This is a genomic window from Anaerolinea thermolimosa, from assembly GCF_001050195.2.
Taxonomy (GTDB): Bacteria; Chloroflexota; Anaerolineae; order Anaerolineales; family Anaerolineaceae; genus Anaerolinea; species Anaerolinea thermolimosa.
Window position 1 is genome coordinate 836,892 of sequence record NZ_DF967965.1, and the last position, 24,033, is coordinate 860,924.

The following is a 24,033-nucleotide window of genomic DNA, read 5'->3' on the forward strand; positions in this document are numbered from 1 at the left end:
AGACGAGACCTGTTTATAACTTAAGGTCATGGATGAGTTGCCTGAGTACGTTGGCTGAGTTTCGTAAGCCAATGATCTCTTCAGGAGCGAGTTCCAGCCTGAGGATGCGTTCTACACCCCCGGCGTCGATGATGGTGGGAAGGCTGAGGTAAACATCCTCGATGTCGTAGTAATTTTGGATGTAGCTGGAAACAGACATCACCGTACTTTGATCGCGCAAAATAGCTTCAACAATGCGCAACAATCCACTGGCGATGGCGTAATATGTGGCTCCCTTGCGTTCAATGATATGATAGGCTGCATCGCGAGTGCGACGGAAGATATCCTCAAGGTCTTCCTCGGCGCATCCCATATCATTCTGGGCGCAGTAGACCGGCAGGCGCATCCCGGCAATATTGGCTAACGACCAGACGGGCACCTCGCTGTCGCCGTGCTCTCCAATGATGTACGCATGTACACTGCGTGGATCTACTTTGAAATACTGGCTTAGCAGATAGCGGAACCGTGCCGTGTCCAGTACAGTTCCTGAGCCAAAGACGCGTTCTTTGGGGAGGCCGGAGAGCTTCCAGGCGGCGTATGAGAGGATGTCTACCGGGTTGGTGGCGATCAGAATAATGCCAGAGGGGTTGTGTTCAGCGACCCGGGGAATGATCGATTTGAAGATTTCTACATTACGGGTCGTGAGATCGAGGCGGGTTTCACCGGGCCGTTGAGCTGAACCGGCGGTTACCACAGTAACGGCAGCACCGGCGACGTCGGGGTAGTCCCCCGCCCAGACCCTGGCCGGGCGAGCAAGCGGGGCGGCATGGTTGAGGTCCATGGCCTCGCCTTCAGCACGGGCATGGTTGGCGTCAATAAGAACAATCTCTGAAGCCAGACCACTCTGTAACAGGGCGTAAGCAAATGTTGCCCCTACATTCCCCGCACCGATCACCGCAACTTTGGTGGGCCGATGGTACTCGTCAGCAGCCATAGAACTGTTTTCTAAATACAGGCAGGGTGATGATTCGGCGAACTATTCGGATTTTTCTTCTGCCTTGGGTTCTTCTTTGGTTTCTTTCTTTTCCTCAGGGCCTTTTAAGCCTTCACGGAAAGCACGGATACCTGCTCCCAGTTCGCCTGTGATTTTGCCGATGCGGCCAACGCCGAACAGCAAAATGATGATCACGAGAATGATCAGCAGTTCTGGCACACCCAGTCGGAATGGCATAGGTTTCTCTCCTTCTTGAAAGAAAATAAATCGGTTTGATTATACTCGATCATTCTTAGAATCTCCTGAGGAATTTTACGGTAAACAAAGTAAACCTTAGCACCGAATACATCGAAGCTGGGAGAGATGGGGTTTTGTGAAATGCCCCTATAATGAAAGTGAATCAAACTACCCTGTGGAGGAAAGCATGAAAGTATTGTTTATCGGCGGAACAGGTATTATCAGCTCTGCCTGCTCGAGCCTGGCTCTGGAACGGGGAATGGAGCTTTATCTGTTGAATCGGGGAAAATCCAGCCGGCCTGCACCCCCCGAGGCGCGGATTCTTTATGGCGATATTCGAGATGCGCAGTCGGTACTTACGGCCCTGGGCAACCAGACCTTTGATGTGGTGGTGGACTGGGTGGCTTTTACCACACAGCACATTGAAACTGATTTATCCCTCTTCCGGGGAAGGACGGCCCAGTATATTTTTATCAGTTCTGCGTCAGCCTATCAGACTCCACCTTCTTCTCTGCCGGTGACCGAGTCCACGGTACTGGATAATCCCTACTGGGAGTATTCGCGCAATAAAATCGCCTGTGAAGAGCGCCTGGTGAGAGCCTATCGCGAAGAAAAATTCCCCATCACTATCGTGCGGCCTTCACATACTTACGATCGCACGCTGTTGCCCATGGATGGGGGATACACGGTGGTAGACCGTATGCTGCGTGGAAAACCCGTGATTGTGCATGGAGACGGCACGTCTCTTTGGACCCTGACCCACCATGCCGACTTTGCCAGAGGGTTTGTGGGTTTACTGGGGAATTCGAAGGCAATCGGTGAAGCAGTTCATATTACGTCTGATGAGTGGTTGACCTGGAATCAGATTTTTGAGATTGTTGCTCACGCTGCCGGGGTGAAGGCAGAGCTGGTGCATGTGCCTTCTGAGGTAATTGCCCGGTATGATCCCCAATGGGGAGCTGGATTGCTGGGCGATAAAGCTCACAGCATGGTTTTTGATAACAGTAAAATCAAGCGGCTGGTGCCAGATTATGTGGCCTCTATTCCATTTTCACGCGGGGCTGAAGAAATTATGGCGTACTACCGGGAAGACCCGGCACGTTGCGTGGTGGACGAGTCGTTAAATCAACTTTATGACCGGATCATCGCGGCTCAGCGTTCAGCCAACCCCGCCTGAGGAGGTGGAACCACTGTTCAGAAGTTCTGAGCTACTGTTCAGGCCGCGAAGGCCGAATAGGAACAGCTGGGTGAAAAAACGTGAGGCTTCTTCTGGCGGGTAGGGTATGTCTTCTTCGAGCCACCAGGTCAGAAAACCCAATAAAGAGGCCGCAAAGTAACTGCTAACCGCTTTTAGAGGCACCGGGAATACCCCGGGATGGGGTAAATTACGTTCAAAAATGGGGAGGGCGGCTTCGCTCAGAAAGTTCAATATGGTATGCCGAACTTTAGAAGCCGCCCCACCTTTAAGGATGATGCGATAGAGTAAAGAATTCGCGGCGGCGTGCGTGAAGACCCGTTCAATGGCATGCAGCCCTTCCTGAGGAGAAGAAAGCCCTTGCAGGCCCTTTTCCGGGTAAATTTGCTGGTAGAGCTCCTGGGCGGTGGCTTCGATGCTCTCTAAAAGCAAATCTTCTTTATCGCGGTAATGCAGGTAAAAAGTGGTTCGGCCAAGCTCGGCGCGCTCTGTGATGTCTTCGATGGTCACCGCGTCATACCCCTTTTCCAGGATGAGTTGCATGAGGGCTTCGCGTAAATGACGGCGGGTGCGGGTGACGCGTCGGTCGAGACGGGGGGAGATTTTCTCGGTTTCTGTATTCATGTTCAGAATTGAACACTTAATTCTGGTTGCCAGTTGACAGTGTCGGCACAGGGATTATAATGTTGCATTGCATGTATGATTATAAACAAATTGTTTATAATTGCAAACAATGTTTAGAAATACAGAAATGAGCGCTTCATTGCAGGACAGATCTGAACCCCGGGGCGAGCCAGTTATCCGGGTGAAGGATGTGCGGAAAGCCTACCCGACGGCGGGCGGGTTGTTTTATGCATTGAAAGGGGTTTCTTTTGAGGTAAAACGAGGCGAATTCCTAGCCATCACCGGGAAATCCGGGGCCGGGAAGACAACCCTGGTTAACATGGTGACGGGCACTGACCAGCTGACGGCGGGTGAGGTCTGGGTTGGAGCGGTGAGTGTCCATCAACTGGATGAAGACCGCCGGGCCCGCTGGCGTGGAGAAAACGTCGGGGTGATTTATCAATCCTTCCATTTGATGCCCATGCTCACATTGCTGGAAAATGTGATGTTGCCCATGGATTTTTGCGGGCTGTTCCACCCCAGAGAAAGCCGGGAACGGGCGTATGAGTTGCTCAAACAGGTGGAACTGGCAGACCATGCGTATAAACTTCCCTCTGAAATTTCCGGTGGCCAACAACAGCGGGTGGCAATTGCGCGCGCGTTGGCCAATGACCCCATGATCATCGTGGCAGATGAGCCTACTGGCAGGCTGGATACCGTCACTGCCGGGGTTATTTTTGAAATTTTTCGAAAGCTTGCCGAGCAAGGGAAAACCATTCTCATGGTCACGCATGACCGTCAGATGGCAAGGCGCGTGGATCGGCTTTTGACTTTACACGATGGGGTTCTTGTAGATGGCAACCAACCGGCCTGATGCTCACAGGAATTTCAGTGCACCGTTGATTGAGGTGCAGGAGCTAAATAAAGTATTCCACACAGCCGCCGGAGAAGCCCGGGTGTTGAAGAATATTAGCCTGACCATCTCAGCAGGTGAATTTGTCAGTATTATCGGAAGGTCAGGCAGTGGCAAGTCTACCCTGATTAATATGCTGACGGGGATTGATCATCCAACCTCGGGTGAAGTTCGAATAGAGGGGGTGTCGCTTCACGGTATGGATGAAGGTCAGCTTGCCAAATGGCGTGGGCGTACCCTGGGGATCGTTTTCCAATTTTTTCAACTCCTGCCCATGTTAACGCTGCTTGAAAATGTACTGTTACCGATGGATTTCTGCGATTTCTTTCCACCAGAAAAACGAGAGGAGCGAGCCCTTCAGTTGCTTGATATGGTGGGACTGAAAGACCTGGCCCATCGGTTGCCCGGGGCGGTCTCCGGGGGGCAACAACAATGCGCGGCTGTAGCCCGTGCTTTGGCTAACGATGCTCCAATTATTATGGCCGACGAACCCACCGGTAATCTGGATTCTGCATCGGCGGAGCAGGTGATGAGTTTGTTTGAAGACCTAGTGAGGCAGGGAAAGACCATCCTCATGGTGACTCACGATCGTGAGCTGGCACGGCGCGCCAACCGTACCCTCTTGATCTCTGATGGAGAGTTGGTGCACGAGGCGATTACCCATGCTTTCCGCGGGCTGCCAGATGAGGTTCTGCTTCAGCTTTCTCGGTCTGCGGTGCAGGAGACGTATGAACCCGGGGCATGGATTGCCGGTGTGGATGGAAAAATGAGCGATGTGCTTGTAGTGGAGCGCGGAGAGTTGTTAATCACTGAGGAACGTGGAGGACGGTTCAATGGGGATGTCCTTCGAGTGCTCCCAGGGCAGTGGGTTGACCTGCGATGGTTTGTGGGGGGCAGGGGGAAGAGCCGCAGGGTGCGCGCCGGGCTTGATGGAGGTGCCTGGCTATTAAGATTGAATGGCAGTCTGGTTGATCAGCTTACCCCTGGCCATACTCTGGAACCTAATCCCTTTTCGCCGGGAGCAGGAGGAAGAGGATGATGCGACCGAGGTGGCGAAAAGTTCTGGCTGATTTGACCGGCAACCCGGTTCGTACCCTGCTGGTGGTTCTCTCGATTGCGGTGGGGTTGATGGCAGTAGGAATGATCATCATTCTCCACCATGGTATTGGCGAAGATATGCATCAGGGGTACGCAGCGGTCAACCCGGCCAATATTCAGATTCGTGTTCCGGCTGTGGAACGTGATTATATTGATCACTTGAAGAAGCTCAACGGGGTTCGAGATGTAGAGGGCGTGCGGGTCTTTGAGTTGCGCATAAGGGCGTTGGGCAACCAGTACAAACCGATTAAGATCAAGGCGTATACCAGTGGTGACCGTTCGGTGATCAATCAGGTGCGTTTGCTGGAAGGGCGCTGGCCCCCAAAGAAGAACGAGATTGTGCTGGAAGCCAACCGCCTGGGTGATACCCGCTACCGCCTGGGCGAAGAAGTGGAAATTAAACTTCCTAATGGCGACCTGCGCTATTTGAAACTGGTCGGCATTGTCAACGATCAGACCATCGGAGCAGATGCAGGGGGAGCAGGGTTCTTTCTGGCACCGATCCAGGGATATATTCTGGAAGATACGCTCTCTTTCCTGAACCAACCGGAGGAGGCCAATCTTCTGCTGGTTACTGTCGATGGTGATGCGAATGACCTTACATACATCCGTGAGGTGGCGGACAGGATTCTGGATGACCTGGACAGGAATGGCATTGAAACTTTCGGCACGGTCACCCGGCGTTCGATTGACCATCCAAACGCAGTATATGTGGACGCGATGACAGCGATCCTTTATTTACTGGGCTTTCTGGTGATCTTCCTGAGCGGATTTTTGATCATTAATACTCTGTCGGCCCTGTTGAATCAACAGCTGGTGCAGATTGGCGTGATGAAAACCTTTGGAGCAACCCGTCTGCAGTTGATTGCCATTTATCTGACGCTGGTGGTGATTTTCAGCCTGCTTGGATTGATTGTTTCTATCCCGCTGGCCAACCTGGTGGCTTATTTTGAATTTAATGCCCTGGCGCCAAAATTGAACTACATTTCCCGTGGACTGCGGTTTGTGCCTCAATCCGTCCTGATTCAGGCCGTTATTGCCATGATCGTACCGCAGATGGCGGCCCTTATTCCTGTGGTGCGCGGAACCCGATTGCCCATTCAACAGGCCTTAAGCGGCATCAGCGGATCACAGGAACAACAATTGAGTCGGTTTTCGGTCTGGCTGACTCGCATCCGCGGGTTATCGCGTCCAGCGGCCATTTCTCTACGGAATACCTTCAGGCAACGGGTAAGGCTGGCACTCACCCTGGTCACACTGGCGTTAGGCGGGGCGATCTTTATTGGCACGTTCAACATGCGTGCCTCTCTGGAAAATTACATTGCTCGTCTGGCGCGTTATCATATCGCGGATGTCAATTTAAGTTTCACCGAACCCTATCGCATCGATGAGCTCTCGCGGGTCATTCTTGGGGTGCCTGGAGTAAAGGCCGTAGAGGGTTGGGCAACGGCTCTGGCCCAAACGGTGCAGCCCGATGGTCGTAGTGGGGAGACGGTTCTTGTCCAGGGGCCGCCAGATGATACCGTCCTGGTGGAACCAATTATGATCAAAGGCCGCTGGCTGCTGCCGGGTGACTACCGCGCCGTGGTTCTGAGCGAGGTTTTTCTCGAGCACTACCCTGGTCTGAAGCCCGGGGATAGGTTGCGTTTGAAAATTGCTGGAAAAGAGCAGGACTGGACGATTGTCGGATTTTACCGATTCGCCGGGAAAAATATCGGGTTGACGGCCTTTACCCGTTACGAGAGTCTGGCCGAGGCCACACACACATACAACCGCTCGGCTGATTTCCGGGTTGTTGCTGAGCAAAACGCTATGAGCTTGCAAGACCAGGAAGCACTTGCCGAGCGGTTGGAGCAGACTCTGGCCGATAAAGGGTATAAAGTGCAGGAAGCACGGGCAGGTAAATCGCTGAAGCAGCGCACAACCAGCGGATTGGATACCCTGACGAACTTTTTACTTTTCCTGGCCATGCTCATGGCGATTGTCGGGAGTATTGGTCTTACCGGGACGATGAGCCTGAATGTTCTGGAACGAACGCGCGAAATTGGAGTGATGCGTACTATTGGGGCATCCAATCGCGACATCATGCGCATCGTGATTACAGAAGGGGTTTTAATCGGTTTGATCAGCTGGGTGATCAGCGTGGTGGCGGCACTTCCGGTCAGCCAGGCGTTATCCCGGGCCATCGGTGAGGCTATTTTTGGGGGGGCTTTCCCACTGGAATATGTGCTTACCGGGCCGCTTATCTGGTTTGGCGTGATCCTGGTTTTCTCAACGGTGGCCAGTATTCTGCCGGCCCGGAATGCCGCCCGGTTGACCATTCGAGAAATCCTGGCTTATGAATGATTTCAATGGAAAGGCAGGTGTGCCATGAATGGAGTCAAAAGATGGTGGAAATGGTTGTTCTTTATGCTGGCCGTGTTAGCGCTGGCGGGTTGTTCTCAGGTCTCTGATCTGTTCTCAGGTTCTGAAACGCAATCCCCCTCTCTGCCGGTGGTTACTCCAAAAGCTTCGGTGATGGCTGAGGGGCGGGTGGTGCCTGAGCGTTATGTCAACCTGGCGTTTTTAACATCGGGCCGATTGGAATCATTGCCTGCCGAAGAGGGGACACTGGTAGAGGCCAATGCTTTGCTGGCCAGTCTGGGCCCGCTGGAGGTCGCTCAGGCAGAGGTACGCAAGGCTGAACTGGAGCTGGAAGATGCCCAGCAGGCGCTCGACCAGTTGAACGAGGATGCGACTCTGGCAAAGGCCAGGGCTGAGGCGGCAGTTGCCCAGGCACGTCAGGCACTGGTGGATGCGCAAAAAGCTTATGATGATACCCAGACACGGAGTTTCCGTGATCAACTGGACGATAAGGAAGAAGCCCTTCAAAACCGAAAGAAAGACCTGGATGATGCCCGGGAAACCCTGGATAAATATCTCAATCTGGATGTTAATAACCCGACCCGGGTGAATGCCCAGAATGATGTCGATGCGCGTCAGGAAGATTATCAGAAGGCACTTTTTGAGCGCGATCAGCTGGCCAGCAGGCAAGAAGTGGCTCAGGCCAATCTTGAAGCCGCCCGCGAAGCCCTGAAAAAAGCAGAAAAGGATGCGGCAGATCTGGCCAATGGCCCCGACCCTGATCAGAAAGCGCTGGCTGAGAAGCGTGTAGCAGCCGCTCAGGCTCAGCTTGAGGCTGCAAAACGCAGGCTGGCCGATCTGGAATTACGGGCTCCCTTCCAGGGGGTAATCGCGGAGGTCAAGCCGTTGGCGGCAGGTGCCTGGTTGAATGCGGGTCAGGTGGTGGTCACCCTGATTGATCCATCAGCCTGGTATGTGGAAACCACGGATTTAACCGAACGTGATGTGATTTCTATCAAAGAAGGTGAGCAGGCCCGGATTACCTTTGATGCATTATCCGACGTGGAAGTGCGGGGCACGGTCACCGCAATCTCACAGGCGTATACAGAGAAAAGCGGTGATATCCTGTACCGCGTGCGCCTCCGTCTGGATAAAATTCCTGAAGGCCTGCGCTGGGGCATGACTGCCAGTGTGGCGTTCGGTGAGAAGTAGTTTATAATTTGAGGAGATGGAACGAGGTGAGTGTCCGGGGAATTTTTCAGGCGCTCACCTCTTTGTCTCTTGAATGATCTTTTTACCCTGAGCGGACAAGGAGAGGTGCTGTGTCATATCAGGATGGGTGGGCTGCAATCCATTTGGAAATGCCGTCGAGAGTGCCACATACCGAATATTCACTGGAGAGTCACTGGGAAGTCGTGCGAAGATCCACCGGGATTTACGTCACTGCCGAAAGCCCCGAAGGTCGGAAACACGAAGCCTCTCTGGCGCTGATGAAAGCCTGGAATTATGATTTCCGCTGGGCCACCCTGGTGGGAAATGAGGTTTTTGGCTCTCTACGAACGGATATGGGGCATGCGGAATACCAGGAAGGGGGCAAAGATCGGCGCGAGGTTGGAAAGTGCCCTTTTGAAACCCCGGAAGAGGCATTGTCGCTGGACTTTATAGAGACCTATGGAACCATCGACCGGCAGGAGTGGGCCCGGAAATTTGAGCAGGATTATCTCAAACGTTGTGTGGAAACTCCCGATATGGTCAATATGACGGGGATCTACGTTACGCTGGTTTCGGGGCTGGTGGAAATTTTTGGCTGGGAGATGCTTCTGCTGGCCGCCGGAAGTGACCCCCGGGCCTTTGGCCAATTGTGCAATCGATACACCGATTGGGTACTTCAATACTTTCTGGCGCTGGCTGAGGCCAGAGTTCCGGTTGTGATGGTGCATGATGATATGGTGTGGACATCGGGGCCGATTTTCTCCCCCCAGTGGTACCGGCAGTTTATTTTTCCCAATTATCGGCGGCTGCTTTCGCCCCTGGTAGAAGCGGGAAAGAAGATCATGTTTACATCAGACGGCAACTTTACTCGTTTCATTGATGATATTGCCGCCTGTGGGATTCATGGGTTTGTGATTGAGCCCTGTACGGACCTGGCCGAAATTGCCGAAAAATACGGGAAGACTCACGTAATCATTGGGAATGCAGATACCCGCATTTTACTCAATGGAAACCGTGAGGAAATTCGGGCAGAAGTGGCACGTTGTATGAGTATCGGTAAATCCTGCCCGGGGTACTTCCTGGCGGTTGGAAATCACATTCCTGCGAATACCCCGGCCGAGAATGTCCTGTTTTACAGGGACGTGTACGAAGAACTCTCCCGTCGATAAAAAGGGGCTGCCCTTTTTACTCCGTTCCTCAGGGGAGAACCCGTACCCTCTGCTGGAGCGTGTAGTTTCTTCAGGGCAGCCCGGACAGGTGTTCGGTAACGTTTATCCCTGCCAGATGCCTGGTCCGTAGGTTTTTAAAATGACAAGTGGGTCGGATGGGCTGGGGTTGACATAAGTTATGCCAGAAGACGCCGCCTCTGCGGATACGAAAAATTCATCATGGGTGAGTTGCCCAAATCGGATCAGAACCGGAGCTTCTATCTCCCAGACGCCCATTTTCCCATGCCCCTGGATCGCAATTGCGCTGAACGCCCCTGGTTCCTGGAGGGTGACCGTGCGGCCGGGGAGGATGGTCAACTCGCGTGAGGAGAAGAGCGGGCTGTTATACACCACCCATCGTTCGATGTAACCCTCGGCGCGCATTTCCTCTTCCGGGCGGACGGGTACGGGCAAGAGTTGCCGGTGAGCCTTGAAGTCGGGATCGGTGTTGAGTTCCCAGTCGATCAGAGAGACGATAAAATCAAGGTCCTGTTTTTTATCCTCCGGGACAAATTTGGTCAGCATCTCCCAATCAAAGGGCACGTCGTTTACCAGGGACTGGAACATGGCGGCAATGTCACTGGACCACTGGGGTTCATAGGTGCAGAGGCTTCCCGGAGCATGAAGAATACCGGCGGGCACGTCCCAGCCAGTGCCCAGTTCAAGGCGATACGCTCGGGAGAGATTAAGAATGCCATTGTCTCCACGGTACCAGTTCTCAAGGCAACGGCGTACATCACCCGGGGTGACGCCAGGCTCCAGGCCAAAAAAGGTATACGGGAAATCGCCCCCATAATTATTAAGCTGCGGAGGGAAGTAGTAGGCTTCGGGTTTGGCGCGCAACCCGACCAGCTCGGCATGTTGCTGGCGATGGTGTAAATGATGCGGCAGAGCACCTTTGTTATCAAAAAATTTGGCGTAAACAGGCCAATCCTGGTAATGATCCCAGATCGTTGCACCGATCAAACGTGCCTGTAACTCCTGAACCACATCTCGAAAGAGGACTTTCTTAACGTCCTGTCCAATCCCGCAGGCAACGTAACTCAATCCTTCATCGGGAAGGGTCAGGGGGCCGTTATCGGCGTGGGTGGTGGAAGCAAACCAGCGTTCGTCAATACCGCCGCGGTGAGAACCGTAAGCGTAAAGGTCATCCGGGTGAAGTTTCAGGCGCCTGCCGGGAATACAGAAAGAGCGCGGAACCCAGTTAGGCACCATGCGGAGAATCCCTTCACCTTGCTGGAAAGCCTGTTCTGCCAGAGAGGACATATACGACTCCTTGAGATCGAGAATCTTGAGCGTTGTTTGCAAAGGCCAGGTTAACCCGGAAACGACGAAGAGAGTGGTTGAGCCTCTCCATGATTGTAGTGATCCTCAGAGATTACGTCAATCAAAACAGGTTTAAAAAAAGAGAGATTTTCTCGATTCGACAGGGATAGACAGGGAAGAGAGAGAAGGCTTCCGGGTATAATTGGCTCATTCAAAAGACTGAAAGTACGGCTCAATGAAGCATAGCGTTCACGAATCGATCCTGCCCCGGTTTTTATTGCTCTTATTTGGAGTCATGTGCGGCGCAACTGCCGTGATCATGATCAAGGCCAGCGATGAACACCCCTTTCTGGTGGCATCTTATCGTCTGATTATCGCCTCGGTGGTATTGTTCCCGTTCTTTTTGCGTGATTTACAGACGTATGAAGGCAAGTACGGATGGCGGCAGATCAGCTGGGCGGTACTGCCTGCCATAGCCCTTGCGGTGCATTTTATGAGCTGGGTGGTGGGGGCACGCATGACCCAGGTGGCCAACGCCAGTCTGATTGCCAACCTCACCCCGGTGGCCATGCCATTTTTTGTATGGCTGTTTTTCGCCGAGCGGGTTAACCGCCAGGAAATTATAGGAACTTTATTCACTCTGGCGGGGCTGGTTGTCCTTACGGGCAGCAATTTTCAACTGGATAAAACGCATTTCACAGGTGATTTGATCTGTTTTGGGTCCATGCTTGCTTTTGCAATGTACCTTGCCCTTGGACGGAAGAATGGGGGACGGTTAAGCCTGTGGCTGTATATGGTTCCCCTTTATTTTATGGCAGGTATGTTCAGCCTGATAGGGGCCCTGTTTGTGGTCAATCCCATCAAGCCGTACTCACTTCACAATCTTCTCTATATTCTGGGGTTGGGAATCATCCCCACGGTTTTCGGGCATACTATTCTCAATTATTCCCTGAAATTTTTTCGCGGTCAGGTGGTCAGTGTGACCAACCTCAGCCAGCCTCTGTTTGCCGGAATCATGGGCTTTCTGTTTTTTGGCGAAAAACCCCGCCCCATTTTTTACCTTGCCGCGGGGTTAATTCTGGTGGGAATCTGGATTGTTTTAAACGCCAGCCGGTTGCACTATCAGGCATCCAGGGTGCGCTCCTGATTGGAAGGTGGGATTGGAAATAGCCCGGGGTTTGAAAAAGGTAACGATGTACACGGATGGGGCCTGCCTGGGCAACCCTGGGCCGGGCGGGTATGGTGTGGTGCTGATGTACGATGGGCACCGTAAGGAGTTGAGCGGAGGATTCCGGCTGACCACCAACAACCGCATGGAGTTGATGGCGGCAATTGTCGGACTGGAAGCGCTCACAGACCCCTGCCAGGTGCGTCTCTATTCCGATTCACGCTATGTGGTCGAGAACTACAACACGGGTGCTGTTCGGCGCTGGCAGGCCAATGGTTGGAAGCGGAGCAAGAAACTGGCGGCTCAGAACGTCGATCTGTGGGAGCGGTTGCTTCGACAATGCCAGAAACACCGGGTGGAGATGATCTGGGTTGAAGGGCATGCAGGGAACCCGGAAAATGAGCGATGTGATGTGCTTTCTAACCAGGCAGCGCGCCGGAAGGACCTTCCACCGGATGAAGCCTATGAACAGGGTATAACCCGCGATTCATCGACGAGGTTGTTTTAGTTTTTGAGGGGGCTCACGTGTAGAGCCCCCTCAAAGTCAGGTGAATCTCAGGCGGCGTTAAGCGCCTGGTCGAGATCCCAGAGAATATCTTCAATATCCTCGATGCCGATGCTCAGGCGGATAAAATCGGGGGTTACCCCGGCGCTGCGTTGTTCTTCTTCGTTCAACTGGCTGTGGGTGGTGCTGGCCGGATGAATGGCCAGGCTCTTGGCATCTCCGACATTGGCCAGATGGCTGAAGAGTTTCAGGTTGTTGATGAACTTTCGCCCCGCTTCGAGGCCACCCTGTACACCAAAGCCGAGGATAGCCCCGGGCCCTTTGGGAAGGTATTTCTTTGCGCGTTCGTAATCAGGATGACTGGAAAGACCAGGGTAAGAGACCCAGGTCACTCTGGGGTGATTCTGAAGAAATTCGGCCACTTTTTGGGCATTGCTCACGTGGCGATCCATGCGGAGGCTGAGGGTTTCGAGACCCTGAATAAAAAGCCAGGAGTTGAAAGGTGACTGGCAAGCCCCAATGTCTCGCAGAATCTGCACCCGCGCTTTGAGGATGAAGGCTGGAGCGCCAAGATCGGCGTAGACCAGGCCGTGATAACTCTCATCGGGGGTATTGAAATTAGGGAAGCGGGGATTGTTTGCCCAGGTGAAGTTTCCTCCATCTACAATCATCCCGCCGATGCTGGTGCCATGCCCGCCGATAAATTTGGTGGTGGAATGGACAATAATGTTCGCGCCCCATTCAAAGGGACGGCATAAGTACGGGGTAGCAAAGGTATTATCGATCATTAGGGGAATGCCGTATTCCCTGCCAATGGCCGCCACCTCTTCCAGGGGGAAAACGTTGATGCGCGGGTTGCCAAGCGTTTCTCCGTAGAGGATTTTCGTGTTATCCCGAATGGCACGGCGGAAGTTTTCAGGATCGGATGGGTCGACGAAGGTTACCTCGATGCCCAGACGGGGAAAGGTGTAAGCGAACTGGTTATAGGTGCCACCGTAAAGAGTCGATGCAGAAACGATGTGGTCTCCCTGTCCGCACAGGGTGAGGATAGCCATGGTCTGGGCGGCGTGTCCGGAACTGGCCGCAAGTGCGCCTATCCCCCCTTCCAGATCAGCCACACGTTGTTCGAACACATCACTGGTGGGGTTCATGATGCGGGTATAAATGTTACCAGATTCCTGCAGGGCAAAGAGGCGGGCGGCGTGGTCGGTATCGTTGAACACATACGATGTGGTCTGATAAATGGGAACGGCGCGAGCGTGGGTGGTAGGGTCAGGCGTCTGGCCGGCATGGAGCTGGCGGGTGGTGAAGCCAAAGGTGCGTTGGGCAGGATCTACAGACATGATGAAATACCTCCTAATGGATTTCGTCCAGGTTATAAGGGGTTACCTGATACACATAATAATTCAGCCAGTTGGCGAACAAGAGGCTGGAATGCCCGCGCCAGCGCACCACGGGTGCGCAGGTGGGGTCATCATTGGGATAGTAATTTTCGGGCACATGGATGGGCAAACCGAGGGCCACGTCTCGCTCGTATTCGTATTTCAACGTGAGCGGGTCATACTCAGAATGACCGGTGACGAAAATTTGCCTGCCATCGCGCCGCGCTACAATATACACCCCCGCACGGGGAGATTCGGAGAGAATCTCCAGATCGGGAATGCGGAGAATATCTTCCCGGCGGATTTCGGTATGACGGGAATGAGGCGCGTAAAATACGTCGTCAAACCCACGTAAAAGGGGGACGTTACGGCGGGAAAAGGTGTGCTCAAAAACACCGAACATCTTTTGGGGAAGGGGATATTTAGGAATGCCGTATTGGTGGTACAGGGCGGCCTGAGCCCCCCAGCAAATGAAAAAGGTGGAGTAAACGTTTTGTTTGCTCCATTCGATGATCTCCTGAAGCTCGTTCCAGTAATCCACTTCTTCAAAGGGGAGGTGCTCAACAGGCGCCCCGGTTACGATAAATCCGTCATATTTTTCATGCTTCATCTCCTCAAAAGTTCGATAAAAAGTCTGCAGGTGCTCTTCCGGGGTGTTTTTACTCTGGTGCGAACCGGTGCGCATGAGAGCAATTTCTACCTGCAGGGGAGTGTTTCCCAGCAGTCGAAGGAGCTGGGTCTCGGTGGCGATTTTCGTCGGCATGAGGTTGAGAATGGCAATGCGTAAAGGACGAATATCCTGGTGAATGGCACGATCCTCGTCCATGACGAAAATGTTCTCGCTGGTCAGGATTTCTCTGGCGGGAAGGGCGTTGGGTATCTTAATAGGCATTCTACCTCCTGAGGTTCAGGCTACTCTTAACAGATAGGTTGATCAGGAAGGGGGTTCTGGAAAAGAAAACCCTCTTCTGTTCAATAAGAAGAGGGTCACTGTTGACGGTCTCCTCTTATCTCTCAGAATTTCTTCCGCGGGAATTGGCACCATGCCCGTAGGGCTGGTTGTCGAGGTATCACAGGGCCCGTCCCTCCACCTCTCTGGATAAGAGCGCAGTATTTAGTTGATGGGCATTATCATAACAAGTTTGATCGTAAAAATCAATACCCAATTTTCATGGATTTATGATACATTGGATTAAAATCCTGGAAACAGATTGCGAAGAGGCGCGAGTGGGCACCAAACAACCAACCTTGCACGATGTTGCCAGACTGGCACAGGTTTCTCATCAGACAGTGTCCCGGGTGATTAACAACAGCCCCAACGTGGCGTTCGCCACACGTGAGCGGGTGATGAATGCCATTCGCAGTTTGAACTATCGCCCCAACCGGGCGGCCAGAAGTTTAATTACCGGGCGCTCGCAAACCTTGCAGGTGATTGACTTTGATCCCAACTACGTTACCCCTATTCCACCCCTTATCACCATCGCGGGAGAACATGGATACCATGTGGGCGTTTCCATTGTGAGACAGACAGACACGATCACGGAACTGCATCAGCTGTTTGATGACCTGACCTCGCGGATTGTGGATGGTTTTCTCCTATTTGCAATGGACGTGGCGATGGATGCACGCCTGATTAAAGAACTGTGCCGGGGAATACCATTCATTCAGCTTGGGGCAAACCCGGCCCCAGAGGTTCCGGCGGTGGTGTTTGACCAGCGCTATGGGATGGAAAGATTGATGAATCATCTCTTTGAGCTGGGGCACCGGCAAATTGCCGAGATTACCGGCCTGTTCACCCAAAACGACGGACGGGTGCGTCATGAAGTATACATGGAGATGATGCAGGCACGGGGTTTAGACAACAGCTGCTGGCTGGAGGGAGATTTCACAGCTAAAAGTGGTTATCACCAGACGCGAAAATTGCTCGAGCAAAAGAGGGCATTTACGGCGCTGGTTTGCGGGAATGATGAGATGGCTCTGGGGGCCTTGCATGCATTACATGAGGCGGGTTTGCGCGTCCCGGAGGATGTATCAGTTGTGGGTTTCGACGATCACCCTCTGGGTGGCTATTATGAACCTCCCCTGACGACAATCCGCCAGGACTACGTGGAACAGGCTCGTCAGAGTATTGACTACCTGCTTAAACTGATTGAATACCCGGAAACTCCTGTAACCCACCTGGTGATTTGCCCGGAACTTGTCGTTAGGCAAAGTACCGGACCGGCCTGTGAGAGTTCTCGGACCTCCGGGTGATTGACTTCCTTTCCCTTTTAAGGTGTAGATGGATACGATGATGCAGGGAAAAAGACTCCTGTTGGTGTGAAGCGTACCTTGTTTTCTCGGGTTATACTATTCACGGGTATGGATGGGTGATGGTTTTGCCTCACGCCATGCCAGTGATTTTTATACCATCCTGCTCCCCGGAGTTGCCTTATGAATTTCAGAGAGAGACTGGAATACCTGCAAAAAGAGCACGATGCACTGCTCAGCCGAAAAAACGAAGTGGATCCGCGCTGGTCCAATGGCTGGTTTGAGCGCTACCGTTACCCGGTGGTCACTGCCGCCCATACCCCTCTGTTCTGGAGGTATGATTTTGATGAACACACCAATCCATTCCTGATGGAACGGATGGGAATCAATGCCACTTTCAATGTGGGCGCCATTGAGTTAAACGGGAAAATTTACCTGATGGTGCGGGTAGAGGGAGTGGATCGAAAGTCTTTCTTTGCGGTAGCGGAGAGTGAAAGCCCGGTGGATGGTTTCCGCTTCTGGGATTACCCGGTGGTGATGCCAGAAACGGATGATCCGGATACCAATGTGTATGATATGCGTCTGACAAAGCATGAGGATGGCTGGATCTACGGAATTTTCTGCACGGAACGCAAAGACCCCAATGCGCCACCGGGAGATTTATCCAGCGCTATTGCTCAGGCGGGCATTGCCCGTACGCGAGACCTGGTAACCTGGGAACGTCTTCCGGATCTCAAAACGACTTCGCCCCAGCAACGAAACGTGGTTCTTCATCCAGAATTTGTCCATGGAAAATACGCTTTTTATACCCGTCCACAGGATTCCTTTATAGAAGCCGGGCGAGGAGGTGGCATTGGTTGGGGTTTGTGCGATGATATCACCCACGCGGTCATCGAAGACGAGTGGATCATTGACGAGCGGCAATATCACACTATCAAAGAGTCAAAGAACGGGGCAGGGGCAACCCCGATCAAGACCCCGGCAGGGTGGTTGCACATTGCCCACGGAGTCCGTGGGACGGCTGCCGGGTTACGTTATGTGCTGTACGCCTTCCTGTGTGACTTGCATGAGCCCTGGAAGGTCATTGCTCGGCCGGGAGGGTATTTCCTGGCGCCTAAATTCGAGGAACAGGTGGGGGATGTCTCCAATGTGGTATTTTGCAACGGGGCTGTGGCGCGAGAAGATGGGAGTCTCTATATCTATTATGGTTCATCGGACACTCGCACGCATGTGGCTTCTACCTCCATTGAGCGCATGATTGATTATGTTCGTAATACCCCCCCTGATGGATTGCGTTCTTATGCCTGCGTGGAACAACGCATGGCGTTGATCCAAAAGAACCTTGCTCTGGGAGCCCGATCGGATGCGCGTCCAGATATCCGCTGACCCATTTCTTGAAAGGAACGCAGGGAAACCCTGGCGTGAACAGGGTTGCTGGCCAGCCGGGTGGGTGGGCTGCCGGGAGGCGCTCCAACCGCCTTTTGTGGCGGCGTTCAGGTTGAAATTCAACGCTGAGCGTCAAGACTCTGTGCGCTTCCATGTCAGTGCTGATGAGCGTTATGAATTGTATCTGGATGGTGAACGCCTCGGCCGGGGGCCAGAGCGCGGCGCCCCGGATAACTGGTTTTTTGAGACATACGAGCTCACCCTGAAGCGTGGCCGCCATGTCCTCGTTGCGAAGGTGTGGGCGCTGGGTGAGCTGGCTCCGGACGCTCAGATGAGTTCACGCCCTGGATTCCTTCTGGCTGCTGAGGGAGTATGGGGAGAACGACTGAGCACTGGCGTTGCAAACTGGCAGGCGAAACCTCTGACCGGGTTTTCTTTCCACCGGGCTGATCTCATGCCATGGCGTGGGGTGCGGGTGGCTATTCATGGTGAGGTTTTCCCGTGGGGGTTTGAAGCGGGTACGGGGCGTGGCTGGCTGGATGTGATTCCCCTCGGCCCGGCCCGTGGACGATGGACGGATTGGTCTTTTTATCGTGATCATCTCCTGAAACCGGCAGGGCTTCCTCCCATGCAGGAGGGGTTGTTGCCCGTCGGGCAGGTGCGGCATGTGCAGGCTCTTCTGGGGGATCGTGACACGCGGAGAAAGGAACCTGTGCGTGCTCGCGATCATCTAAGTGGTGAGGCAGAAGCCTGGATGACCCTCTGGGCCGGGCGGGGGAGGGTCGTGATTCCTCCGCATACGGGGCGGAGGATCATCCTTGAACTGGCGGATTACTCCATCGCTTACCCCCAGCTCAAGGTATCAGGTGGGCGGGGAAGTACAATCGAGGTGCAGTGGGCGGAGGCATTAAAACTCACACCACAACCGACGAGTCACGAAAAAGGACATCGTGGAGAGATCGAAGGAAAGTATTTTATCGGGAATGGAGATTGCTTTTACCCGGACGGGGGAGAAAACCGTCTCTTCGAACCGTTATGGTGGATGGCGGGGCGCTTCGTGGAAATTTATCTTGAAACCATGGATGAACCGCTGGAGATCCAGGCGATTCAGTTCCTTGAACGGCGTTATCCGTTGAGCATGGTCAGTGATTTCGATTGCAGTGATCCACGTTTGGTAGAGGTCGTTCCCATTCTACTGCGTGGGATGCAGATGTGCTCGAATGAGACTTTTTTTGACTGCCCCTACTATGAAGAGATGATGTACACCGGCGATACTCGTCTGGAGAGCCTGGTGACTTTTCTTATTTCAGAGGATGATCGTCTGGTGCGTAAAGCTCTGCGCCTTTTCGATGCCTCACGACTGGCCAGTGGATTGACTCAATCTCGATTTCCCTGCCGGCCCACCCAGGTGATCTCGACGTTTGCCCTCTGGTGGATAGGGATGGTGCACGACTTCTTATACTGGAGGGATGACCTCGACCTGGTGAAGGAATTATTACCGGGGGTGCGTGCTACCGTTCAGGGATTCCAGCGCTGGATTGGGCGTGATCATTTGCTCCGCGGGCCAGAGGGCTGGAATACCATCGACTGGGTTCCGGCCTGGGATCGGGATGCAGGGGTTCCACCCGATGGACATTCTGGTATTTCGGGCGTGCTGAACTGGCAATACATCTATACACTTGCCCTGTATGAAGACCTTGAAAACCGCGTTGGCGATCCGGAAATGGCGGCATGGGCTCTGCGGTCACGGCTGAAGGCCTCAAAAGCCGCGACGGAGGCCTTCTGGGATGAAGAGCGCGGCCTTCTGGCCGATGACCTTGCTAAAAAGCATTTTTCAGAACACAGCCAGGTTTTAGCGCTTTTAAGTGGCTCTTTACCCAGAGAGAAAGAATCCCGCCTGGTTGAAGGGCTTTTTTCAGACCCGGAGCTTGAACGCACAACGATTTACTTCAGCCATTATTATTTTGAGGTTTGCCGAAAATATGATCGCATGGATGCGTTCTTTGAACGCATGAAGCTCTGGTTCTACCTCAAGGAAATGGGATTTAAAACTCCAGTGGAGTCACCGGAACCCAGCCGTTCCGATTGTCATGCCTGGAGTTCACACCCGCTTTTTCACTATTTTGCCACCCTTTTAGGCGTGAGGCCGGCGGCACCCGGCTTTAGAGAGGTGGAAATTTCTCCCCATCTGGGTCCTTTGCGGTGGGCCAAAGGGAGCTTCCCTCATCCGGCAGGTGGGAAGATCAATGTAGAATGTGAGGTGGTCGGAAACCACCTGAGAGCCCGGGTGGAAATCCCCGAAGGGTTGAGCGCAGTATTCATCTGGAGAGGGAATCGGCGCATCTTAAACGCGCCGAGAGATGAAGTAATCCTGGATGGATAATCCAAACCGGTGGAGGGTTTGCTGGTCTGAGAGCTGGAGGGCTGAGTGTGGAGGGTCTGCTCCAGAGGCCACATCCAGAATCACGATCCGTCTACCTTGATGAAATGTTCCCCCGGATGAGTTGACTAGACAAGAGAGCGGGTGTAGAATTTGCCCATTCCACCTCTGGCGAGTTAGAAAGTACACACTTCATGACGCAAGAACACTCCGGGGTTTATCGTTTTGTTGTTTACCCGCTGACCGAGCCGGATGCCCGATCCATGGGATACCTGGCCGATGCTCACGCCCTGGGTTTTACCGGGGTTGAATCGATCCGGGTGCATGACCTGTATTTTATAGAAGGCGATCTTGATCGGTCTGCTCTGATGAGACTGGGGGAGGAACTTCTCAGTGATCCCGCTGTACAAACCTTTACCTGCCATCGGCTGGATGAGGAGGCAGCCTCTCCCGCCGGGATAAAGGTGGTAGAAGTGGCCCTGCGTGCCGGGGTCACAGATCCTGTGGCTGAACAGATTGTTCGGGCAGCGCAGGTGATGAATATCCGGGGGGTAAAGCGCGCCTCTACAGGGCAGCGCTTTTTGATTAAAGGGGATGATCTGGAAGAACCTCAGCTTCATTTGCTGGTAAAGCGTTTGCTTGCTAATCCTGTCATCCAGCGGTATGAACTGGGTCTGGTGCAACCTGCGTTCCCATCAGAGGTAAGTGGGTCAGCTCAGGTGGAGAGGTTAAAGATTCGCGGGGTGGATCTCCCCGGGCTGATGGCGCTCTCGGCCGAGCGCCGGGCTGCACTGGATGAGGCAGAAATGCTCGCTATTCAAGGGTATTGTGAGCGCGAAGGCCGAGACCTGACGGATGTTGAGTTCGAAATGATTGCCCAGACCTGGAGCGAGCACTGTGTGCATAAGACCTTCAAGGCACTGGTGGAAATTGAGAACTACGCGGAATTGCCTGAAGAGCTTCAGAAGGCGTACCCCGATGGTCGGGTGAATAACCTCATGCGGACGTTTCTCAAATCCGCCACCGACCGGATTGGGGCAGAATGGGTACGTTCGGCTTTTGTGGACAACGCCGGTATCCTCGACCTGGATGGATTCCATGAAGTTTCCTTCAAAGTGGAAACCCACAATCATCCTTCAGCCATTGAGCCGTTTGGCGGAGCCAATACCGGAGTGGGAGGGGTCATACGGGATGTCCTTGGCGTCTCTGCCAGACCGGTTGCGGCCACCGATGTACTGTGTTTTGGTCCGCAGCGCTGGCCTTTTGAACGCCTTCCTGAAGGTGTCCTGCATCCCCGGCGAATTTTTTCCGGTGTGGTAGCGGGTGTGCAGGATTATGGGAATAAAATTGGAATTCCTACGGTCAATGGGGCGATTCTCTTTGACCCGGGATATGTAGCCAACCCTCTGGTGTTTTGCGGTTGTGTGGGGATTGCCCCCCGTGACAGCCATCCCCGGAACCCATTACCAGGTGACCGGGTGGTGGTCATTGGCGGGCGCACGGGGAGGGATGGGTTGCGCGGTGCCACTTTTTCTTCGATGACCATGGACGCCCAGACGGGAGAAGTCTCAGGGGCTTCGGTGCAGATTGGAGCACCGATCACCGAAAAAGGGTTAATTGAGGTGGTGGTGCGGGCGCGCGATGCGGGTCTTTACCATGCGATCACCGATTGTGGCGCGGGTGGGCTCTCTTCGGCAGTTGGAGAGATGGCCGCCGATACAGGTGCCACAGTGGAACTGGATCGGGTGCGCCTGAAGTATCCTGGCCTGGCTCCCTGGGAAATCTGGCTCTCAGAGGCACAGGAGCGGATGGTTTTGGCCATTCCGCCGGAAAAGATAGAAGAATTTCAGCGCATCTGTGATCTCTTTGCTGTCGAAATGACGGATATCGGGCAATTTGAACCCTCCGGTCGGCTGGTAGTCCGGTATGGGGGGCAGGTGGTGCTCGATCTGGATAACCATTTTTTACACCATGGTATTCCTCAACGCCGCCTGAAAGCCCGCATCAACATGGCGTCTAATTGCGCCCAGAAGAAGGACTGTTGCCGGGGAGTGTACACTGAGGGGGTTGATTGCCAGGCGGTTCTGCTCGATCTGCTTTCTCATCCTAACATTGCGTCCAAGGCGCAGGTGGTGCATCTTTACGATCATGAGGTGCAGGGCGGAACAGTGATCAAACCGCTGATCGGTGTGCTCCACGATGCCCCTGCGGATGCGGCGGTGTTGCGCCCTGCGGAGAGTATGGGCGAAGTTGCCATTGTGCTGGCCAGCGGAATCAACCCGGAATATGGGAAGGTAGATGCCTATCGGATGGCAGCCAGTGTGATCGATGAAGCGATTCGGAATGCCGTGGCGGTTGGCGCTGACCCGGCGCGTATTGCCCTGCTGGATAATTTTTGCTGGGGCGATCCCAAAAGACCCGAGACTCTGGGGAGCCTGCTGGAGGCGGCGCGCGCCTGTCACGACACAGCTCTGATCTTCGGTGCTCCGTTTATTTCTGGAAAAGACTCCCTCAATAACGAATATGTGGGAATGGATGGAATGAGGCATGCCATTCCACCTACCCTGTTGATTTCGGTGCTTGGGCTGATGGAGGATTTCAGGCTGGCCACAACCAGTGACCTGAAGCAAGCCGGTGATGCTCTTTATCTCGTTGGGGCATTCAATCCACGGCTGGGGGCGAGCCATTACCGCCTGGTTGAGCAACCCGACGAAGTTTTTGACGGGGAAGTGCCTCCACTGGCTGAAGAGACCCCCGAAGTGTACCATGCCCTCCATCGAGCGATGAAAGAAGGGTTGGTACGTGCCTGTCACGACCTCTCGGAGGGCGGTCTGGCAGTAGCGGCCGCTGAAATGTGCATCGGTGGCCGCCTGGGGCTCGATCTGGAGGGTGGAATGGGAGAAACGGTATGTGCTCTGTTTGGAGAAAGCAACGGTTGTTTGCTGGTGGAGGTGAAGTCAGGGGAGGAAGATCGCTTTGAGCAGACCATGCATGGCTTGCCTTTCCGTCGGGCAGGGAGGGTGCGTGCAGATGACTGGTTCTGTGTGAGGATGGATGGACGTCTGTTGATCGAACTCCCTGTGGTTTCTCTGGTGCGGGCGTGGCAGCACCCCATTCAGGAGGGGCGATGAATCCCAGGGCACTCATCCTTCATGCGACGGGTACCAACCGTGATCGAGATGTGGCCCGTGCCATCGAGCTGGCGGGTGGGAGCCCGGATATTCGACACATCCATGAGCTTCTTCACCGGCGGGTGGTGTGGGGTGAGTATCAGATGCTGGTGGTGCCGGGAGGGTTTTCTTACGCTGATGCGCTTGGTGCGGGCCGTTTGCTGGCCCTTGATCTGGAGGCTTATTTTGCCGATCAGGTGCACGCGTTTGTGGCGGCTGGAAAACCCGTGATCGGCATCTGCAATGGATTTCAGGCACTGGTCAGGGCTGGCATTTTACCCGGAATTGCCAATGTCAGGGCGACCCTGACGTTTAATCAGAGCGGTCATTTTGAGTGCCGCTGGGTGACCTTGCGGGCTGTTTCGTCCCAATGCGTGTGGACGCAGGGGTTGAGTGATTTGATCGATTGCCCGGTAGCACACGGAGAGGGGAGGTTCCTGATTTCTCCCAAAGAAGGATGGATGGAGTTACAGCAAAACGATCAGATCGCGCTCGTTTATACCAGCAGAGAAGGTGAACCCGCCGGCGGAGCTTACCCGGAGAACCCGAACGGCTCACCGGGTGATGTGGCCGGGGTGTGCAACCCCCAGGGGAATGTTCTCGGGTTAATGCCGCACCCTGAAAATCATATCTTCTATTGGCAACATCCACGCTGGACGCGCGGTTTTCGAGGGCGGCTTGGACTGCGGCTCTTCGAAAACGGGGTACGTTATGCCAGCCAGATTAACTGATTGATTGGGAATG

Annotated in this window: 19 protein-coding genes and 1 riboswitch; of the genes, 13 read left to right on the forward strand and 6 right to left on the reverse strand. The window is 53.9% G+C overall.

Annotated features, from left to right (window positions below; all coding sequences use genetic code 11):
* Window positions 1–13: 13 nt before the first annotated feature.
* Entirely contained in the window at window positions 14–973 is a 960-nt protein-coding gene (locus ATHL_RS03880) for an L-lactate dehydrogenase (RefSeq protein WP_062189992.1), read from the reverse strand.
* A gap of 42 nt (window positions 974–1,015) precedes the next feature.
* Window positions 1,016–1,192, reverse strand: a complete 177-nt coding sequence (locus ATHL_RS03885) for a twin-arginine translocase TatA/TatE family subunit (protein WP_236822322.1) — start codon at window positions 1,190–1,192, stop codon at window positions 1,016–1,018.
* A gap of 205 nt (window positions 1,193–1,397) precedes the next feature.
* Between ATHL_RS03885 and ATHL_RS03890 the strand changes: the two genes are divergently transcribed.
* Window positions 1,398–2,387 (forward strand): SDR family oxidoreductase, encoded by a 990-nt coding sequence (locus tag ATHL_RS03890; protein WP_062189996.1) that lies wholly within the window; start codon window positions 1,398–1,400, stop codon window positions 2,385–2,387.
* Here the strand turns inward: ATHL_RS03890 and ATHL_RS03895 are convergent.
* A complete protein-coding gene (locus ATHL_RS03895) occupies window positions 2,370–3,029 on the reverse strand; it encodes a TetR/AcrR family transcriptional regulator (protein WP_062189999.1) in 660 nt (219 codons plus the stop codon). The genes ATHL_RS03890 and ATHL_RS03895 overlap by 18 nt on opposite strands.
* Window positions 3,030–3,156: 127 nt before the next feature.
* Here ATHL_RS03895 and ATHL_RS03900 point away from each other — a divergent pair, with 127 nt between their 5' ends.
* From ATHL_RS03900 to ATHL_RS03920, 5 genes are all read left to right on the forward strand, one after another.
* Window positions 3,157–3,882: an ABC transporter ATP-binding protein gene (locus ATHL_RS03900; protein ID WP_062190001.1), complete on the forward strand. Its 726-nt coding sequence runs from the start codon at window positions 3,157–3,159 to the stop codon at window positions 3,880–3,882.
* Window positions 3,863–4,960: an ABC transporter ATP-binding protein gene (locus ATHL_RS03905; protein ID WP_084001155.1), complete on the forward strand. Its 1,098-nt coding sequence runs from the start codon at window positions 3,863–3,865 to the stop codon at window positions 4,958–4,960. Before ATHL_RS03900 ends, ATHL_RS03905 begins: the two co-directional genes overlap by 20 nt.
* Entirely contained in the window at window positions 4,957–7,365 is a 2,409-nt protein-coding gene (locus ATHL_RS03910; RefSeq protein ID WP_062190002.1) for an ABC transporter permease, read from the forward strand. The genes ATHL_RS03905 and ATHL_RS03910 overlap by 4 nt, the downstream gene beginning before the upstream one ends.
* Before the next feature lie 24 nt (window positions 7,366–7,389).
* Window positions 7,390–8,574 (forward strand): HlyD family secretion protein, encoded by a 1,185-nt coding sequence (locus tag ATHL_RS03915; RefSeq protein ID WP_062190004.1) that lies wholly within the window; start codon window positions 7,390–7,392, stop codon window positions 8,572–8,574.
* Between the two features lie 149 nt (window positions 8,575–8,723).
* Complete coding sequence (locus ATHL_RS03920) at window positions 8,724–9,743, forward strand: uroporphyrinogen decarboxylase family protein (RefSeq protein ID WP_201797929.1); 1,020 nt, start codon at window positions 8,724–8,726, stop codon at window positions 9,741–9,743.
* A 102-nt stretch (window positions 9,744–9,845) separates the two neighbouring features.
* Here ATHL_RS03920 and ATHL_RS03925 read toward each other — a convergent pair whose 3' ends face one another.
* Window positions 9,846–11,048 (reverse strand): cupin domain-containing protein, encoded by a 1,203-nt coding sequence (locus ATHL_RS03925; RefSeq protein ID WP_062190008.1) that lies wholly within the window; start codon window positions 11,046–11,048, stop codon window positions 9,846–9,848.
* 235 nt (window positions 11,049–11,283) lie between these two features.
* Here ATHL_RS03925 and ATHL_RS03930 point away from each other — a divergent pair, with 235 nt between their 5' ends.
* Together ATHL_RS03930 and rnhA are read left to right on the forward strand one after the other, a co-directional pair.
* Window positions 11,284–12,195: a DMT family transporter gene (locus ATHL_RS03930; protein ID WP_084001156.1), complete on the forward strand. Its 912-nt coding sequence runs from the start codon at window positions 11,284–11,286 to the stop codon at window positions 12,193–12,195.
* Between the two features lie 46 nt (window positions 12,196–12,241).
* Entirely contained in the window at window positions 12,242–12,724 is a 483-nt protein-coding gene (gene rnhA, locus ATHL_RS03935) for a ribonuclease HI (RefSeq protein ID WP_162787565.1), read from the forward strand.
* A 47-nt stretch (window positions 12,725–12,771) separates the two neighbouring features.
* Here the strand turns inward: rnhA and ATHL_RS03940 are convergent, their stop codons facing one another.
* Entirely contained in the window at window positions 12,772–14,064 is a 1,293-nt protein-coding gene (locus ATHL_RS03940) for an O-acetylhomoserine aminocarboxypropyltransferase/cysteine synthase family protein (RefSeq protein WP_062190012.1), read from the reverse strand.
* A 13-nt stretch (window positions 14,065–14,077) separates the two neighbouring features.
* On the reverse strand, window positions 14,078–14,995 hold the full coding sequence (gene metA, locus ATHL_RS03945) for a homoserine O-acetyltransferase MetA (RefSeq protein ID WP_062190014.1): 918 nt from the start codon (window positions 14,993–14,995) through the stop codon (window positions 14,078–14,080).
* 112 nt (window positions 14,996–15,107) lie between these two features.
* A riboswitch (SAM riboswitch) is annotated at window positions 15,108–15,209 on the reverse strand.
* Window positions 15,210–15,282: 73 nt separating this feature from the next.
* Between metA and ATHL_RS03950 the strand changes: the two genes are divergently transcribed.
* The 5 genes from ATHL_RS03950 (at window position 15,283) to purQ (ending at window position 24,020) form a co-directional block, all read left to right on the forward strand.
* Complete coding sequence (locus ATHL_RS03950; RefSeq protein WP_062190016.1) at window positions 15,283–16,356, forward strand: LacI family DNA-binding transcriptional regulator; 1,074 nt, start codon at window positions 15,283–15,285, stop codon at window positions 16,354–16,356.
* 180 nt (window positions 16,357–16,536) lie between these two features.
* Window positions 16,537–17,739 carry a glycoside hydrolase family 130 protein gene (locus tag ATHL_RS03955; RefSeq protein ID WP_062190018.1) on the forward strand — a complete coding sequence of 401 codons (1,203 nt, stop codon included), beginning with the start codon at window positions 16,537–16,539 and terminating at the stop codon, window positions 17,737–17,739.
* Window positions 17,717–20,122 carry an alpha-L-rhamnosidase-related protein gene (locus ATHL_RS03960; RefSeq protein WP_062190020.1) on the forward strand — a complete coding sequence of 802 codons (2,406 nt, stop codon included), beginning with the start codon at window positions 17,717–17,719 and terminating at the stop codon, window positions 20,120–20,122. The genes ATHL_RS03955 and ATHL_RS03960 overlap by 23 nt, the downstream gene beginning before the upstream one ends.
* 191 nt (window positions 20,123–20,313) lie before the next feature.
* The gene (gene purL / locus ATHL_RS03965) at window positions 20,314–23,250 is read left to right on the forward strand and encodes a phosphoribosylformylglycinamidine synthase subunit PurL (RefSeq protein WP_062190022.1); all 2,937 of its coding nucleotides are present in this window, start codon (window positions 20,314–20,316) and stop codon (window positions 23,248–23,250) included.
* Window positions 23,247–24,020: a phosphoribosylformylglycinamidine synthase I gene (gene purQ, locus ATHL_RS03970; RefSeq protein ID WP_062190024.1), complete on the forward strand. Its 774-nt coding sequence runs from the start codon at window positions 23,247–23,249 to the stop codon at window positions 24,018–24,020. Before purL ends, purQ begins: the two co-directional genes overlap by 4 nt.
* Window positions 24,021–24,033: the final 13 nt, after the last annotated feature.

What these genes read in the sequence shown, in the direction of transcription:
- ATHL_RS03880 (WP_062189992.1), bottom strand. Translation starts at nt 973, where the DNA reads ATGGCTGCTGACGAGTACCATCGGCCCACCAAAGTTGCGGTGATCGGT.
- ATHL_RS03890 (WP_062189996.1), top strand. Translation starts at nt 1,398, where the DNA reads ATGAAAGTATTGTTTATCGGCGGAACAGGTATTATCAGCTCTGCCTGC.
- ATHL_RS03895 (WP_062189999.1), bottom strand. Translation starts at nt 3,029, where the DNA reads ATGAATACAGAAACCGAGAAAATCTCCCCCCGTCTCGACCGACGCGTC.
- ATHL_RS03900 (WP_062190001.1), top strand. Translation starts at nt 3,157, where the DNA reads ATGAGCGCTTCATTGCAGGACAGATCTGAACCCCGGGGCGAGCCAGTT.
- ATHL_RS03905 (WP_084001155.1), top strand. Translation starts at nt 3,863, where the DNA reads ATGGCAACCAACCGGCCTGATGCTCACAGGAATTTCAGTGCACCGTTG.
- ATHL_RS03910 (WP_062190002.1), top strand. Translation starts at nt 4,957, where the DNA reads ATGATGCGACCGAGGTGGCGAAAAGTTCTGGCTGATTTGACCGGCAAC.
- ATHL_RS03915 (WP_062190004.1), top strand. Translation starts at nt 7,390, where the DNA reads ATGAATGGAGTCAAAAGATGGTGGAAATGGTTGTTCTTTATGCTGGCC.
- ATHL_RS03920 (WP_201797929.1), top strand. Translation starts at nt 8,724, where the DNA reads ATGCCGTCGAGAGTGCCACATACCGAATATTCACTGGAGAGTCACTGG.
- ATHL_RS03925 (WP_062190008.1), bottom strand. Translation starts at nt 11,048, where the DNA reads ATGTCCTCTCTGGCAGAACAGGCTTTCCAGCAAGGTGAAGGGATTCTC.
- ATHL_RS03930 (WP_084001156.1), top strand. Translation starts at nt 11,284, where the DNA reads ATGAAGCATAGCGTTCACGAATCGATCCTGCCCCGGTTTTTATTGCTC.
- rnhA (WP_162787565.1), top strand. Translation starts at nt 12,242, where the DNA reads ATGTACACGGATGGGGCCTGCCTGGGCAACCCTGGGCCGGGCGGGTAT.
- ATHL_RS03940 (WP_062190012.1), bottom strand. Translation starts at nt 14,064, where the DNA reads ATGTCTGTAGATCCTGCCCAACGCACCTTTGGCTTCACCACCCGCCAG.
- metA (WP_062190014.1), bottom strand. Translation starts at nt 14,995, where the DNA reads ATGCCTATTAAGATACCCAACGCCCTTCCCGCCAGAGAAATCCTGACC.
- ATHL_RS03950 (WP_062190016.1), top strand. Translation starts at nt 15,283, where the DNA reads ATGATACATTGGATTAAAATCCTGGAAACAGATTGCGAAGAGGCGCGA.
- ATHL_RS03955 (WP_062190018.1), top strand. Translation starts at nt 16,537, where the DNA reads ATGAATTTCAGAGAGAGACTGGAATACCTGCAAAAAGAGCACGATGCA.
- ATHL_RS03960 (WP_062190020.1), top strand. Translation starts at nt 17,717, where the DNA reads ATGCGCGTCCAGATATCCGCTGACCCATTTCTTGAAAGGAACGCAGGG.
- purL (WP_062190022.1), top strand. Translation starts at nt 20,314, where the DNA reads ATGACGCAAGAACACTCCGGGGTTTATCGTTTTGTTGTTTACCCGCTG.
- purQ (WP_062190024.1), top strand. Translation starts at nt 23,247, where the DNA reads ATGAATCCCAGGGCACTCATCCTTCATGCGACGGGTACCAACCGTGAT.